We start from the raw sequence: 14,554 nt of genomic DNA on the forward strand, positions 1-14,554 counted from the left end.
GTGGTGCGGTGGCGGGTGCGGGCAAGGCGGGGGCGGTGGCGAAGGTGCTGTCGGCGGCGGGGAAGGCGGGCCGGGTCATCGACCCGATGACCTACATCGCCAAGGGCGCGGGTGCGGGGCTGTCGAGGATCGGGGACATCACGGCGGCGTTGAAGGGCGTGGGGAACGTCGAGATCCCCAGGCTGCCGGACAATGCGATCACTTTGCCGGAGGGCACGGTGAAGCTGGCCGACGGTACGGTCCGTCTGCCGGAGGGGGCGGCGGTGCCGGCGGGGGCGACACGGCTCGCGGACGGCAGTATCAGGCTGCCCGGCGACAGGCCGGTGCTGCCGGAGGGTGCGGAGCGGCTGACGCGCGAGGGCGAGCCGATGCTGTTCGCGGACCGCGCGGGCAACATCATCGACGAGCACGGCACCGTGCTGCTGGACGCGGGCAGGCAGGGCCCGGCCGATGTCGTCGACCGCCCGGCCACCGGGGACACGCCCCCGCCGGCCGGTGCGGACGTGTCCCGCGTCGATTCCCCGGTGCGGGAACCGGCCCTGGTCGGCGCGGCCCCGAACACCGCCGACAACGCCGCCCGGCACGTCATCCTGGGCAACAGCGACCTGGGCGACGTCGGCCGCGTCGGCGACGACGCGACCGGCACGCCCGCCGTCCACGCGGGCGGCGACCTGCCCACCGTCCACGCCGGCACCGACCTGCCCGGCACCGGCGCGGGCACCCACCTCCCCGGCGGCGGCGCCCACGAGCACGGCCCTGGGCCCTCTGCGAGTCACGAGCTGCCGCGTGGTCACACCGGCGGTCAGAGCGACGGTACGGGCGGCGGGCATGACGGTCATACGACCGGCGACAGCCGCGAGGTCCCCTCGGGCGGGCATGGTGACACGGCCCACCCCAGTGGCCACAACGACGGCGCAGCGCGCGGGGGCGATGGGCAGGGTCAAGGAAGCGACGCTGGAGGCTCCTCACACGATCACGTCGGCCAGGACGGACCGCAGGCGGATCGGGACGCGCGTGACCCCAGGGGCTCGGTCGCGGACGACGCCGCGCGACGGGCGGCCGACCCCATTCAGCTCGGTGACCAGCCGATACCGCCACCTGCCGCGGGCGAAAACTCGCTGGGCCACGTGCCGGAGAGCCGGGTGCAGCGTGACGCCGACGGGCTGATCACTCACGTCGACGGCCGCAACTTCGAGCACTTCCTCAAGGACCTCTCCTACCAGCGCGGTGTGGCCTTCAGGGAGGCCAAGGAACAGGGTCTTCTGTCGAGAAGAGCTGTGGGCCCCTGCGCCGGCCAGGTGATGGACCTGAGGACGGGGAACATCATCGAGGCCATGAACGGCCGGCCGGACGACCTGATCAAGAACGTGCACCCCACGATTGCCGCCAGGCTCGACAATCTCCCCGAGCCCTGGCCCGCCCCCGACCAACCGCTAAGGCATGCCGAAGTCAAGGCGGCCAACGCATTGCTCTGGGAACGGAGAAAGTTGGGTCTGCCGGACGGAGAAGAGGCCCTGGCGGAGCTTCGCGCAGCCATGGAGTTCCCCTACTACGATCACATGCAGACCGGACTGCCAGGGCGCCCGGCACCCTTCTGCGCCAACTGCAACCACATGTTGGACGGGGTGGACAGCCTTCACGGCAGGTTCACCGGAGAGCCCGTTGACGACAATTGGAAGCCGTGATGACTGAGGTGAAGCGGATCAATATCGATGACCCCGAGGTCGACATGGACATGGGGCAGCGCCTGCTGTACCGCGGGGAACCCTTCACCGGCGAGGTTGAGGAGTACCTGGGCGACGCCCGTGTCTCCCTGGAAACCTATGTCGACGGTCTGCCGGACGGACCGAGCTGGGAGTGGTACAACGACGGCACGCTGAGGGCCGAGGTAACAGTCCGGAAGGGGCGCGCTGTCGGGATCGCCCGGAGATGGCACCAGAACGGCGTGCTCGCCTCCGAGCGCAGCTTCTCCGAGGACAACGGGATTTTCCTGTCCAGCCGGGAGTGGGATGAGCAGGGCCAGCCGACAGAGGTGTGGCGCAAGGAGGACGACTGAACCCGGCCCTGTGACGCCGATCCGCCCGAGCCGTCCGACGCGGGGCGGGCAGAACCCTGCTCCGCAGGGCTGAGGCATGCACACCAACGAGGCGAATCGACCGTCCGAAACATGAGCCCTCGTGTGGTTGAGTCCACCCGGGAGGGAACGGTGTGACCGCCTGAACCGTCGCGACGGACACAGGAGCGTGACGAACCCCGGGTGTACTCCCCGTCCTCCCGTGTCCTATGTTGCACAGGCAAAGTAAGGGGGAGCTTGCATGCCGTACCACGGGCACCACGGAAGGTGCGCGCCGTGACCATGAGCCTCGCCGAGGTCGAGGCCCTCGCGCGCGCCGCGCACGCCGAGCAGACCGACAAGGCCGGCCGGCCGTACGTCGAGCATCTGCGGGCCGTCGCCGAGGGCGTGCGCGCCCGCGGCGGGGGCGAGGAACTGATCGCCGCGGCCTGGCTGCACGACGCCGTGGAGGACGGTGTGCTGAGCGAGGAGTGGCTGGAGACAGCCGACCTCGACCGGCGGACCAAGGACGTCGTACGGGCCGTGACCAAGAGGTCCGGCGAAGCGCCCGAGGCGTACGCGCGGCGGATCCTCGCCACGCCGGGCGCCCGGCTGGTCAAGACGGCCGACCTCGCGCACAACGCGGACCCGGCCCGGCTCGCCGTACTCGACGAGGCCACCGCGGGGCGCCTGGCGCGGAAGTACGCCGCCATGCGGCAGTACCTCGGCCTCACCCCCGACGACTGACCGGCAACCGGCAACCGGCAACCGGCAAGCGTCGACCGGCACCCCTTCGACCGGCAACTGACAACTGACGGCACCCAGCACAGGACGACGACTGAATGGCACGGGACTACGACAGCCAGCTGCTGGAATCGGTGGCGGTGCGGCGCCGGCGGATGCGCGACGCCCTGTTGTTCGGCCCCCAGCGCGCCCGCCGCACGCTGGACGAGCGCCTCGGCAAGGTGTTCGCGGGCATCGCGATCGCGGCCGTACTGTGCGCCGGCTGCGTCGGCTGGTCGTTCCTCCAGGCCACCCTGGCGAAGCAGAAGGCCGAGCAGGAGAGGCAGCGGCAGCAGCAGGAGCAGTTGTACGCCCCCGCGAGCGCGACTCCGTCCGCCGGCGGTGCGCGTGGGGAGGAGCGGTGAAGCGGACGAGCATGGGTGACGCGTTCATTTCAAGCGAGGCCCGTGCCGGAACTGACGCGATGATAGGTTCGGGTGAGTGGTGAGCCCTGCAACGACGTCTCGGACCCAGCTCAGCCGCATCACCCTGATCGGTGAACGGCGACGCGCCGACCTGGTCCTGCCGTCGGACACTCCGATCGGCCAACTGCTCCCCGACATCCTGCGGTTGCTCGACGACCGGGTCGCCTCGCGGCCCACCACGCGGCAACTGGTCACCTCCGACGGCTCCGTGCTGCCGAACGACGCCACCCTTGCCTCGGCCGAGGTCGCCGACGGCGCGGTCCTCCAACTCGTGCGGGCGCACGCCGCGCCGCCCGCGCCGGTCGTGCACGACGTGACCGACCAGGTCGCCGACGACCTGGACCTGCGCGCCTGGCGCTGGCGCCCGGCCGCGCGCCGGGTGAGTGCCGGCGTCGCCACCGTCGCGTTCGCCGTGGCCGCGGCCGTGCTGGCCCGGCGCGAGTTCGCGCTGGAGTCCGTCGCCACCGCGCTCGCGGTCACCACCGTCCTGTTCCTGCTGTCCGGCGCGGTCGTCGCGAGGATCGGCGGGCGCAACCTCGGTCTCGCCACCGCCCTGCTGTTCGCCTCCGGCGGCCTCGGCCTGCTCGCCGCCTGGACCGCCGCCGACGCCTACGACTGGCCGGGCGAGGCCCGGCTGGCCGGCGTCGTCGGCGCTCTGGTGCTCTCCCTGGTGCTGCTCGCCTACTTCTCGCCGCTCGGCCGCGGCGGACTCATCGGGGCGGGGGCGGCCGTCGCCGTGGCCGCCGTCTGGGAGGGCGTCGCCGCCGTACAGGACCGTCCGGACCGGCTCGGCGCGGTGATGGCCGTGTTCTCCGTGGTGCTGCTCGGGCTGCTGCCGAGGCTGGCACTGATGGCCTCCGGGCTCACCGGCCTCGACGACCGGCGGTCCTCGGGCGTGTCGGTGAGTCGGCACCAGGTCTCCAACGCGCTCGCGGCCACGCACCGCGGGCTCGCCCTGGCCACCGTGGTCGCCGCCGCCTCGGCCGCCGCCGGCGGCTGGCTGCTGACCACCGCCGGGAAGCCGACCTGGTGGACGGTGACCCTCGCGTCGCTCACCGCCGTCGTGCTGCTCTCGCGGGCCCGCGCCTTCCCGCTGGTCGCCGAGGTGGTGGCGCTGTTCGGGGCGGCGGGCGTACTCGTCGTCCGCCTGGTGGTGCTGTGGCTGGACCACGGCGGGGGCGCCGGTGCGCTGGCCGTGCTGGGCGCCGCCGCGCTGCTGCCGCTGCTGGTCCTCGCGACCGAGCCGCCCGAGCACATGCGGGTCCGGCTGCGTCGGCTCGCCGATCTCGTCGAGTCCCTCGGGGTCATCGCGCTGTTCCCGCTGGCCGTCGGTGTGTTCGGCACCTACGGGCAGCTGCTCGACAGGTTCTGAGGTCTGAGGGACGACGCGTCGGCACTCCGAGCGGGAGGACGACAAAAGGAGAAGGGCGACATGCCGAGTGGTGAGAACTGGCAGAACGATGTGCTGCGCGACCTGAGAGGCGGCGCGGCGCCTCAGCAGCCCGCGCCCGGGCAGCCGCCGGCCCAGCAGCCCGCGGCTCCACAGGGCACCCCCGCACCGCATCAGGCACCGCGGCCGGACGCGCCCGCCCACACCCCGCAGGCGCAGGGTTCTCCCGCCCACACCCCGCAGGCGCAGGGTTCTCCCGCGCAGAACCCGCAGCCCGAGGGCGTTCCCGCGCAGAACCCGCAGCCCCAGGGTGTTCCCGGGCAGGACCCGCAGCCCGAGGGCGTTCCCGCGCAGAACCCGCAGCCCGAGAGCGTTCCCGCGCAGAACCCGCAGCCCCAGGGCGTTCCCGCGCAGAACCCGCAGCCCCAGGGTGTTCCCGCACAGCCCTCACCGGCACCCAACCCACCGCCACCCAACCCACCCGCAGCCAACCCACCGGCACCCAACCCGCCCGCGCCGAGCGCACCGGCGCAGACCCCCGCGCCCGGCTCCCCGCAGCAGCCCGCGCCCCCCTACGGCCATCCCCGGCAGCCGCATGCGGACCAGGCCGCCCAGCACCCCGGGCAGCCGCCCGCCGCCCACCCGGCCGCGCAAGGGACCCCGCAGCCGGCGCACCGGGCGACCCCCCACCCCACCCCGCAGGGGAACCCCCGCCGCACCACCCCCGACAGCCGTCCCGTCGTCGACAAGCGGCTCGCCGCCGTCGGTCTCAAGCCCCGTCGCGGCGAGCCGTTCGCCGCCCGTGCCCTGAGGGTTGTACGCCGCACCGTGTCCTCCTCGGCCGCGCGCGAGGTCGCCGAGACGACGGCGACCGCCGAGGTGCTGCAGCGGCCGGTCACCACCGGCCGTCAGATCGCCGTGACCTCCATCCGCGGCGGCTCCGGCAAGACCACGGTCGCCGCCCTGCTCGGCACCGCCTACGCCCACTACCGCCAGGACCCGGTCCTCATCGTCGAGGCGGACCCGGCGCTCGGCTCGCTGCCGCTCAGGCTCGGCGCGGAGAGCCTGCGCTGGACCACCGGCGACCTCGCCACCCTCGTCGAGCCGCAGATGTCGCTGCTCGACGTCACCGGATACCTGGTTCAACTCCCCGAGAACGCCTGGCTGCTGCCCGGCAGCCAGGGGCAGGTCGGGGCGATGCTCGACACCAGGGGCTACGAGCGGGTCATGGTGTCGCTGCGCCGCTACTTCGGGGTGACCGTCGTCGACTGCGAGACCCTGCCCGCCGAGGTGGCCCGCACCGCGCTGTCCGCCGCGCAGGCCCGGGTGCTCACCGTGAACGCGACCCTGGAGGGCATCGCCAGCACCCGCTCGGTGCTGGAGTGGATGCGCGGCCTGCCCCGGGACATCACCACCTCGACCGTCGTCGCCCTCACCGAGACGGCCCCGCACCCCGGTCTCGACCTCGACAAGGCCGCCGAGCAGCTGAGGTCGACCGGGGCGAGCGTGCGCGTCCTGCCGTACGACCGTCACCTCGCGGCCGGTGGCGCCATCCGCACCGACCTGCTGGCCCGGGCGACCCGTCAGGCCGTCACCCGGCTGGCCGCCGAGGTCTTCGAACTGTCCCAGAAGCGCCGCTGACCCACGTCGAAGGGACCCCACAGGGGCAAGGACGATGAGTACCCGACTGATCCATCGCCCGGCGCGGACCACCCGGCCGCCGGCCGCCTCCGAGCCGCGCACGATAGAGGCGCCGCCCAACCTGCCCGAGGGCAAGGCGGGTTCCGTCGCCACGTCGCTGCTGCCCGTCGCCGGCGTGATGTCCTCCGTCGTGATGATGACGGTGGTGCGCAACAGCCAGTTCGCCGCGCTCGGCGCGATCATCCTCGTCGTCACCGTCGTCGGCTCCCTCGTCCTGGTCCTCTCCCAGCGCGGCAAGGCCCAGCGCACGCGCCGCACCCAGCGCGAGGCCTACCTCGCCTACCTGGAGGACCTGCGCGAGGAACTGTCCGCGGAGGAGCGGCGGCGCTCGGAGACCGCCCAGGTGCTCAACCCGCCGCCGGACGCGCTGTACGACATCGTCCGCGACCCCGCCCGGCTGTGGGAGCGCCGGCGCCTGGACGGCGACTTCCTGCGGGTGCGGGTCGGCACCGGAGAGATGCCCGTGCGGGACCTGAAGGTCGGTCAGCAGGGCTCGTCCGTGCTCACCCCGCCGGACGAGTTCATGCTGAACGAGGCGTCCGCGCTGATGGCCCGGTTCCGCACGGGCACCGACCTCCCGCTGACCGTTGCGCTCGACCGCGTCGGCAACGTCAGCGTCATCGGCCGCCGGGAGGACACCCTCCGCATCGCCCGCGCGCTGCTCGTCCAGGCCGCCGCCCTGCACGCCCCCGACGACGTGGCGCTCGCGCTCGCCGCCCCCGGCGACCGGATCGCCGACTGGGAGTGGGCCAAGTGGCTGCCCCACCTGCTCGACTCCGAGCAGTTCGACGGCCCCGTGGCCGCCCGCCGCATCGCGCCCTCCGTGCCCCGACTGGCCCGGCAGATCGGCCCCGAGCTGCGCCGCCGCGCCTCCTACGCGGCCGAGGTGCGCCGCGGCCTGTCCGGCAGGGACGCCCTCGCGATGACCTCCCGCCTCCTCGTCGTCGCCGACGCGCACGGCGACGACGCCGTCGACCTGCCCCGCCCCGACGACGCCGTCGGGCTGCGGGAGATGGGCGTCACCGTGCTGCACCTGCTCGACGAACGGGTGCAGGAGCCGGGCAGCGTGGGCGTGCGCATCACCGTCGACGGCGAGCGCATCGCCATCGAGGACCTGCGCGAGGAGGAGCCGATCGGCGCCCACGGCACCGTCGACGAGGTCGGCGCCCCCTTCGCCGAGGGCCTCGCCCGGATGCTCGCCCCGCTGCGGCTGTCCGCGGACTCGATGACCGCGGACGCCCCGCTCAGCGGACCCGTGGACTTCGCCGACCTCCTCGGCATCGACGACGTGGCCGACCTCGACCTGCGCCGGCTGTGGGCGCCGCGCGGCGAGCGGGCCTTCCTGCGCGTGCCGATCGGCGTCAGCGACTCCCGCGAGCCCGTTCTGCTCGACCTGAAGGAGTCCTCCGAACTGGGCATGGGCCCGCACGGCCTGTGCGTCGGCGCCACCGGCTCCGGCAAGTCCGAGCTGCTGCGCACCCTCGTCCTCGCCCTGGTCGCCACCCACCCGCCGGAGGACCTCGCCATGGTCCTCGTCGACTACAAGGGCGGCGCCACCTTCGCCCCCTTCGCCGCCCTCCCGCACGTGGCCGGCGTGATCACCAACCTGGAGAACCAGGCCGGTCTCGTCGAACGCGTCCACGCGTCGCTGGCCGGCGAGGTCAAGCGCCGCCAGCAGGTCCTCAAGGACGCGGGCAACGTCGCCGACATCGGCCACTACGCCGCCCTGCGCGCCGAGAAGCGCCCCGACCTGGAGCCCCTGCCCCACCTCTTCGTGGTGATCGACGAGTTCGGCGAACTCCTCACCGCCAAGCCCGACTTCATCGACCTGTTCCTGTCCATAGGCCGCATCGGCCGCTCCATCGGCGTGCACCTGCTGCTGTCCAGCCAGCGCATCGAGGGCGGCAAGCTGAAGGGCCTGGACACCTACCTGTCGTACCGGCTCGGCCTGCGCACCTTCTCCGCCGACGAGTCCCGCACGGTCCTGGACACCACCGACGCCTTCCACCTGCCGCCGCTGCCCGGCTTCGGCTACCTCAAGGTCGACACCAGCCACTACGAGCGGTTCAAGGCCGGCTACGTCTCCGGCGCCTACCACGGCCCGGTGCGGCGCGAGGAGGAGGACACCGGGCCGCTGGCCCTGGAGTACGAGGCGTACAACACCCTCGGCCAGGACGACACGGCGGCCGCCGAGGAGCCGAAGATGCGGCGCCGGGAGACCGGGCCCACCGAGATGGGCGTCATGGTCGAGCAGCTCGAGAACGCCGGCGCCCGCCCCGTACGCCAGATCTGGCTGCCCCCGCTGCCCGAGGCGATCGCCCTCGACAAGGTCGCGGGGCCCGTGGAGGTCGGTGCGCGCGGCATGCAACTCGCCGAACGGTCCGGACCGCTCCAGGTGCCCCTGGGCGTCCTCGACGACCCCACCAGGCAGTGGCAGGGCCGGTGGTACCTGAACCTCACGGTGGCGGGCGGCCACGCCGCGGTCATCGGCGGCCCGCAGTCCGGCAAGACCACCCTGCTGCGCACCCTCGCCCTGTCCCTGGCGCTGACGCACACCCCGCAGGAGGTCGGCGTCTACGGCCTCGACCTGGTCGGCGGCGGCCTCCAGGCGCTGTCCGGCCTGCCGCACGTCGGCGGGGTCGCCGGCCGCGCCGACCGCGAACGCGCCGCCCGCACCATCGACTCGGTGCGCGGCATGCTCGACCAGCGCGAGGAACTCTTCCGCGTCCACACCATCGACTCCCTGGAGCAGCTGCGCACCCTGCGCGCGGCCGGCCGCCTGCCCGAGCTGGCCTCCACGGAGATCGTGCTGCTGATCGACGGCTTCGGCGCCCTGCGCGACGACTTCGCGGAACTGGACGACGCGGTCGTCGACATCCTCAAGCGCGGCAGCGGCTACGGCATCCACGTCGTCGCGGGCATGCTGCGCTGGAACGACGTGCGCATCGCCACCCAGTCCCAGTTCGGCACCCGGGTCGAGCTGCGCCTGAACGACCCGAGCGAGTCCAGCATCGACCGCAAGCTCGCGCAGACCCTCTCGCCCGAGGAGAAGGGCCGCGTCCTCACCGACGGCAAGCTGTTCGCACAGGTCGCCCTGCCCCGCACGGACGGCCGCGCCGACGTCGCCGACCTCGGCGCGGTCCTGGAACGCACCGCCCGCACGGTCCGCGCCACCTGGACCGGCGAGGTCGCCCAGCCCGTCCGGGTCCTGCCGCACGTGCTGGAGCCGCGGCTGCTGCCCGGCCCGGCCGCGGAGCCGCGCCGCGTCCCGATCGGCCTGGACCAGACGCACCTGGCACCGGTCATGCTCGACCTGTTCCACCACGACCAGCACCTGCTGGTCATGGGCGACAGCGAGTGCGGCAAGACCAACCTGCTCAAGGTGGTCGCCCAGGGCCTCATCGAGCGCTACGGCGACGAGGAGCTGGTCTTCGGCATCATGGACCCGCGCCGCGGCCTGCGCGGCGCCGTCCCGGAGGAGTACCGGGGCGGCTACGCCTACAACGCCAAGCTGGCCGGCGGGCTCGCGGCGGGCATCGCCACGGAACTGGACAAGCGGCTGCCCGACGAGAGCGCGGACGGCTCCGACCTGGAGCCGGGCAGCTTCTCGGGCCCACGGATCGTGATCCTGGTCGACGACTACGACGTCCTCACCACGGCCGGCCAGCAGCCGCTCGCGCCCTTCCTGCCGTACATCCCCTCGGCCCAGGACATCGGGCTGCACTTCGTCCTCACCCGGCGCGTCGCCGGCGCCTCACGCGGTCTGTACGAGCCGCTGCTGATGGGCCTGCGCGAGTCCGGCGCCGCGGCGCTGGTGATGGCGGGCGACCGCAGCGAGGGCCAGCTCTTCTCCGGGGTGTACGCCTCCCAGCAGCCGCCCGGCCGCGGCCTGCTGGTCCGAAGAGGCGAACCGAACCGGCTGATCCAGACCGTCTACGCGGGGACGAGGTGAACCCATGACGAAGGACGTCGTCGCGCTCACGAAGAAGATGCCCGACCCGCTGAGCGTGATCGCGGGCCTGCTCTCCGGCGGCCCCGACAAGCTGGTGGGCGCGGAGGCGGACGGCGCGCTGGTCCGGCTCCACGACGAGCAGGGCCGCCCGCTGCTGTCCGTGGAGGCCCCGCTGCTGGTGCAGGTCAGGGGAGAGGCCCGGCGGCTGCTCGGCGCGGACGAGCCGGAGGTCCCGTACTGGTGGACCGAGGCCCGCGCCACCACCGGCGTGCGGGAGGCCGAGGCACTCGCCGGGACCTTCGCCGCCCGTGTCGCCACGCTGGCCGGCGGCACCGCCTGGCCGCGCGAGGCCGCGACCTCGCTGGCCGTGGTGAACACCGACGGGATGACCGCCGTGCCGGTGCCGGCCGCCGCGCAGCCCGCCATCGACGTGCTCACCGACAAGGTCGCCGTGGTGATCCAGGACCGCCCGGTGATCGCGATGACCGCCTGGCTCGCGGACACCTTCCGGGCGGCGGCACAGGCCCAGCTGGGCCTGCAGATCGTCACACCGGCCGGCACCCGGCTCTCCCCGGCGGTCCGGGCCGCGCTGCCCGGCTGGCCCTCGCGCTGGGTGGTGCAGGACGAGGAGTGCGGCTACTACGACGGACTGTCCGGCGCCGTCCTGCGCTGGGCGAACGGCCTGTTCGTGACGGTCGAGCCGGCGGAGGCGACCGCCGAGGACCCGCGTACCCCGGTCGCCGGGGCCTACGGCGGGCGGATCGCGGACACCGGCGAGCGCCAGCTGGCGATCTCCTTCCGCTGCGTCCACCCGGCGGACGACCGGCTGGTCCTCGGCGGCGCCCTGGAGTCGGTCTGGCAGGAGATCACCGGCGAGCCGCCGGCCGGCTGGGGCACCGAGGAACCGGCCAACCTGCCCTGGTCGCTGCGGCAGGTGACGGACGTGGCGTTCGAGCGCTCGCCGGAACCGACCTGGCTCGTGGTCGTCGGGGCCCCGGAGCGCCCGGGTCTCGCGACGGTCCGGATCACCCGGACGAAGGCGGGCGTGGAGGAGGACGTCACCCTGGCGTTCGGCTACGGCCCCGGTGAGGAGGTTCCCGGGGAGGCGGCGGTCATGGCGGCGGCGGAGGCGTTGGCCACCCGCCACGACCTCCAGTCGATGCTCGTCCAGGTCCGCAGGGCACGCCGCGATCTCTCCGTCCCGCCGCGCTTCGAGGGTCCGGGAGTGCCGTACGCCTTCGTGCTGGGCGCGGAGGAGGTCCGCACGATGCCGGGCGACCGGGCGAGGCGCACCCCGTTGCGCGAGAAGCCCCGCGACCTGGGCCCGAAGACCCGCCCGGCCCTGTACTACCCCCTGCCGGGCGACCCGTCCGACCTGTCGGGCTGGAAGGACTTCGAGGAACTGATGACCCACCTGAAGGGCGGCCCTTCCTGAGGGGGCCGGGGGAACCGCGCGGGACGAGCCACGGACGGCACGCGCCCGTGAGCGCGCGGTTCCCGGCACAGGCTCAGACGGACGCCTTCTCCCGTGCCCGCTCCGGTTCCCGCTCGCGTTCCCGGGCGATCCGTACGGGATCCGTCCTGAACGCCCACTCCATCTTCGGTTCCACGACGAACCGCAACGCCCGCCGCACGGGCGCGGTGCACAACAGGGTGACGGCGACGGCCATGACGGCGCTGACGGCGATCTCCCCGAGGGGGCGGTGCAGCCACGGCTGGTCGAACCAGCCGCGGTAGTCGGCGCCCTTGATCAGGAAGCCGTGCAGCAGGTAGCCGTAGAGAGTGCCCGCGCCGAGCGCCGTGCACCACATCGTGCGGCCGGGCACCCAGGACAGGAAGCAGGCGGTCAGCAGCAGCGAGCAGCCGAACAGGGCGAGCTGCATGATCGGGCCGACCCACCAGGGGACGCCAAGTTCCTGCGCGGAGTCGCGGTGGTAGAGCCACGCCGTGTCCATCCGCGGCACCGCCCACCAGGAGAAGGCCAGGGCGAAGGCGAACACCGGCACGGCCGCGATCCGCACCGACCGCCGGCGCACCAGCCGGAAGTGCTCCGGCTTCAGGTACAGACCCAGCACGAAGAACGGCAGGAACTGCAGGACGCGCTGGATGTCGAGGTCGTCGTCGATGCCCGGGCTGACGGAGGCCAGCATGGCGATGCCCATGGCGAGCGGCAGCGGGTGGCGGACCAGCTTCCACAGGGGGGTGGTCAGCCGCCAGATGAACAGCGCGCACAGGAACCAGGTCAGGTAGTAGGGGTCGAGGAGGGTGATGTCCTGGTGGGTGCCGCTGGCGTACCCCACGAAGAGCGGGTAGGCGGTCTCGAAGACGATGTACGGCACGGCGACGCCGGTCACCAGCCGCTTCAGCTTGCCGGGGCTCGCGTCGAAACTGCGCGAGAAGAAGCCGGAGATGACGATGAACGCCGGCATGTGGAACGCGTACACCAGCATGTACGCGGCCTGCAGCACCCGGCTGCCGCCTTTCAGCGGCTCCCAGGCGTGGGCGACGGCCACCAGCACGATGGCCAGGTACTTGGCGTTGTCGAAGAACGCGTCACGCTGCTTGGACCGTCTGTCGGGTGACTGGTGGTGCTGATCTTTCTCGCTCTGGGGTGAGCGCGGACTCGGCACGAGAGACGTAGCGGCGTGGAACATCTGAGGCACCCTAGCGTCGACTGTGGCAATACGTAAAACGTGCCACGTCATCGCGATGTCATTCCTCAATTCGACGCAGGTGAACCACGCTTCGGTGCCCCGTATGTCGCGATTCATCCCGACTAAAAGGTGCATAACGCCGGTTGTGTGGCTGTTGTTGGAGCGGCTGTGACCGCAATTCGAATTACCTGCGCACCCGTTGTGAATTTCTTCCGGACCGCGCCCTCGAATTGTTGTGCGGCAGGGTTTCGGGGGAGTCCCGCACTGCCGCGGACCGCGAGTTGCCGCCGAGGATGCGTCAGCGGCCGCATAGGGAGGCCGCGTTGGTGGCACGATGGTCTCTGGCGGGGTGCGCGGGGTTGCGTCCCCGGGCCGGGAGTGCGGACCGACCGAGGGTGTGATCAGTTGTGGCCATTTCACTGTCAGTGGTGCTGCTGTTGGCGATCGTTCTGGTCGTGCTCATCCGGGGTGGGTCGATCAAGGCCGGCCCCGCCATAGTCGCGATCCTCTTCGGTTTCTTCCTCGCCTCGACGGGCATGGCCCCGTCGATCAACCGCTTCCTCAACTCGCTCGCGGAAACGATCAACTCGATCAGCTTCTGACGGCAGGACCCACGGCGAGGAGCACCCCGGTCCCGGAGAACAGCAGGGGCCGGACGGAAAGGCGACCTTCCACCCGGCCCCGGGCCGAACAGAGCGGCCGGCGGGATGGAACCCGCCCGCGTGCGCTGGGCCCCGAACGCTCCGGGGGCGGCTGGGCGAGAAACCGCCCAGACCACGGACCCGCGGACCAGGACCGCCGACAGCGCGATCACGCCGGTCAGAACGTCCTGAAGTCGCGCGACGGGGGCGCGGAGAGCCGCATCGCAGTGGCCCCCACGCGAAACCCACCGGTCGCCGCGCGGTCAGTTTGCGGCGAAGTGACGGCGGCAAGCGTCGCCTGACCCACGGCCGTGGGGCACAGGGGACGCACGACGTCATGGCGTCCGTGATGCGAACGGTATGGCGCGCCGGGCAGGCCGACGATCACGTGTGCCCGAGAAGGCCGGCGAAGCGGCTGCCGACTGCCGGCCGCCGGAGAAAGTGGAGCAGGCGGCCGCCGCCCCGGCCGAGGCGGCTGATCCGGCCAGGAGACGACTGAGGCCCAGGACGCGGGGAAACACCCTCGCACCTGGGCCTGAGCCGTGCTGGAGCGGGCGACGGGAATCGAACCCGCGTAGCCAGTTTGGAAGACTGGGGCTCTACCATTGAGCTACGCCCGCACAGGACGCGCCGCAGGTCAGGTGACCGCGGCACTGCAGGCATCGTAGCGGGTCGGCCCCCTCGCACGCACACCCCGTTTCCGAGGCGCGCCTGTGTGTGCCCGGGCACTGCCGCAAATGCTGCGGTCAGCGGGCCTGCGGGCATGTACCCTACGTGTCGCACCAGACGGGGTGTGGCGCAGCTTGGTAGCGCGTCCGCTTTGGGAGCGGAAGGCCGTGGGTTCAAATCCCGCCACCCCGACCACCTGCGCGATCATGCCGGGCGCCTCGCCGGTGATCGTCTTTTGGGCCGTTCATCTGCTGCGGTTACTATGCAAGCTGCGCGCCCGTGTGTC

The 14,554-nt window shown here is 72.6% G+C and carries 10 protein-coding genes and 2 tRNA genes; 10 read left to right on the plus strand and 2 right to left on the minus strand.

Annotated features, from left to right (window positions below):
• Positions 1–86: 86 nt before the first annotated feature.
• From ACIHAR_RS03185 to ACIHAR_RS03220, 8 genes are all read left to right on the plus strand, one after another.
• Positions 87–1,685 (plus strand): YwqJ-related putative deaminase, encoded by a 1,599-nt coding sequence (locus tag ACIHAR_RS03185; protein WP_400016458.1) that lies wholly within the window; start codon positions 87–89, stop codon positions 1,683–1,685.
• Positions 1,685–2,056, plus strand: coding sequence for a toxin-antitoxin system YwqK family antitoxin (locus tag ACIHAR_RS03190; protein WP_400016460.1), 372 nt, complete (start codon positions 1,685–1,687; stop codon positions 2,054–2,056). Before ACIHAR_RS03185 ends, ACIHAR_RS03190 begins: the two co-directional genes overlap by 1 nt.
• 300 nt (positions 2,057–2,356) lie before the next feature.
• Complete coding sequence (locus ACIHAR_RS03195) at positions 2,357–2,800, plus strand: HD domain-containing protein (RefSeq protein ID WP_384652645.1); 444 nt, start codon at positions 2,357–2,359, stop codon at positions 2,798–2,800.
• A gap of 95 nt (positions 2,801–2,895) precedes the next feature.
• Positions 2,896–3,201, plus strand: a complete 306-nt coding sequence (locus ACIHAR_RS03200; protein WP_365471558.1) for a hypothetical protein — start codon at positions 2,896–2,898, stop codon at positions 3,199–3,201.
• Between the two features lie 76 nt (positions 3,202–3,277).
• Positions 3,278–4,633, plus strand: coding sequence for a type VII secretion integral membrane protein EccD (gene eccD / locus ACIHAR_RS03205; protein WP_365471561.1), 1,356 nt, complete (start codon positions 3,278–3,280; stop codon positions 4,631–4,633).
• 60 nt (positions 4,634–4,693) lie between these two features.
• The gene (locus tag ACIHAR_RS03210; protein WP_400016465.1) at positions 4,694–6,292 is read left to right on the plus strand and encodes a hypothetical protein; all 1,599 of its coding nucleotides are present in this window, start codon (positions 4,694–4,696) and stop codon (positions 6,290–6,292) included.
• 34 nt (positions 6,293–6,326) lie between these two features.
• Complete coding sequence (eccCa, locus tag ACIHAR_RS03215) at positions 6,327–10,304, plus strand: type VII secretion protein EccCa (protein WP_400016468.1); 3,978 nt, start codon at positions 6,327–6,329, stop codon at positions 10,302–10,304.
• A 4-nt stretch (positions 10,305–10,308) separates the two neighbouring features.
• Positions 10,309–11,739, plus strand: coding sequence for a DUF6177 family protein (locus tag ACIHAR_RS03220; RefSeq protein WP_400016471.1), 1,431 nt, complete (start codon positions 10,309–10,311; stop codon positions 11,737–11,739).
• A gap of 73 nt (positions 11,740–11,812) precedes the next feature.
• On the opposite strand, the gene ACIHAR_RS03225 is transcribed toward ACIHAR_RS03220, so the two are convergent.
• Entirely contained in the window at positions 11,813–12,958 is a 1,146-nt protein-coding gene (locus ACIHAR_RS03225; protein WP_365471572.1) for an acyltransferase family protein, read from the minus strand.
• A 407-nt stretch (positions 12,959–13,365) separates the two neighbouring features.
• On the opposite strand from ACIHAR_RS03225, the gene ACIHAR_RS03230 reads away from it, so the two are divergent.
• A complete protein-coding gene (locus tag ACIHAR_RS03230) occupies positions 13,366–13,560 on the plus strand; it encodes a hypothetical protein (protein ID WP_073491582.1) in 195 nt (64 codons plus the stop codon).
• Positions 13,561–14,145: 585 nt separating this feature from the next.
• Here the strand turns inward: ACIHAR_RS03230 and ACIHAR_RS03235 are convergent.
• Positions 14,146–14,219, minus strand: a tRNA-Gly gene (locus ACIHAR_RS03235).
• A gap of 167 nt (positions 14,220–14,386) precedes the next feature.
• Here ACIHAR_RS03235 and ACIHAR_RS03240 point away from each other — a divergent pair.
• Positions 14,387–14,463: transfer RNA gene (locus ACIHAR_RS03240), tRNA-Pro, on the plus strand.
• The last annotated feature ends 91 nt before the right edge of the window (positions 14,464–14,554 follow it).

The sequence above is a fragment of the Streptomyces sp. NPDC052016 genome (genome assembly GCF_044548445.1).
In the GTDB taxonomy this organism is placed as follows: domain Bacteria; phylum Actinomycetota; class Actinomycetes; order Streptomycetales; family Streptomycetaceae; genus Streptomyces.

Bases quoted from the DNA above. Each gene is read 5' to 3' on its own strand.
- ACIHAR_RS03185 (WP_400016458.1), top strand. From the start codon at position 87: ATGACCTACATCGCCAAGGGCGCGGGTGCGGGGCTGTCGAGGATCGGG.
- ACIHAR_RS03190 (WP_400016460.1), top strand. From the start codon at position 1,685: ATGACTGAGGTGAAGCGGATCAATATCGATGACCCCGAGGTCGACATG.
- ACIHAR_RS03195 (WP_384652645.1), top strand. From the start codon at position 2,357: ATGAGCCTCGCCGAGGTCGAGGCCCTCGCGCGCGCCGCGCACGCCGAG.
- ACIHAR_RS03200 (WP_365471558.1), top strand. From the start codon at position 2,896: ATGGCACGGGACTACGACAGCCAGCTGCTGGAATCGGTGGCGGTGCGG.
- ACIHAR_RS03210 (WP_400016465.1), top strand. From the start codon at position 4,694: ATGCCGAGTGGTGAGAACTGGCAGAACGATGTGCTGCGCGACCTGAGA.
- eccCa (WP_400016468.1), top strand. From the start codon at position 6,327: ATGAGTACCCGACTGATCCATCGCCCGGCGCGGACCACCCGGCCGCCG.
- ACIHAR_RS03220 (WP_400016471.1), top strand. From the start codon at position 10,309: ATGACGAAGGACGTCGTCGCGCTCACGAAGAAGATGCCCGACCCGCTG.
- ACIHAR_RS03225 (WP_365471572.1), bottom strand. From the start codon at position 12,958: ATGTTCCACGCCGCTACGTCTCTCGTGCCGAGTCCGCGCTCACCCCAG.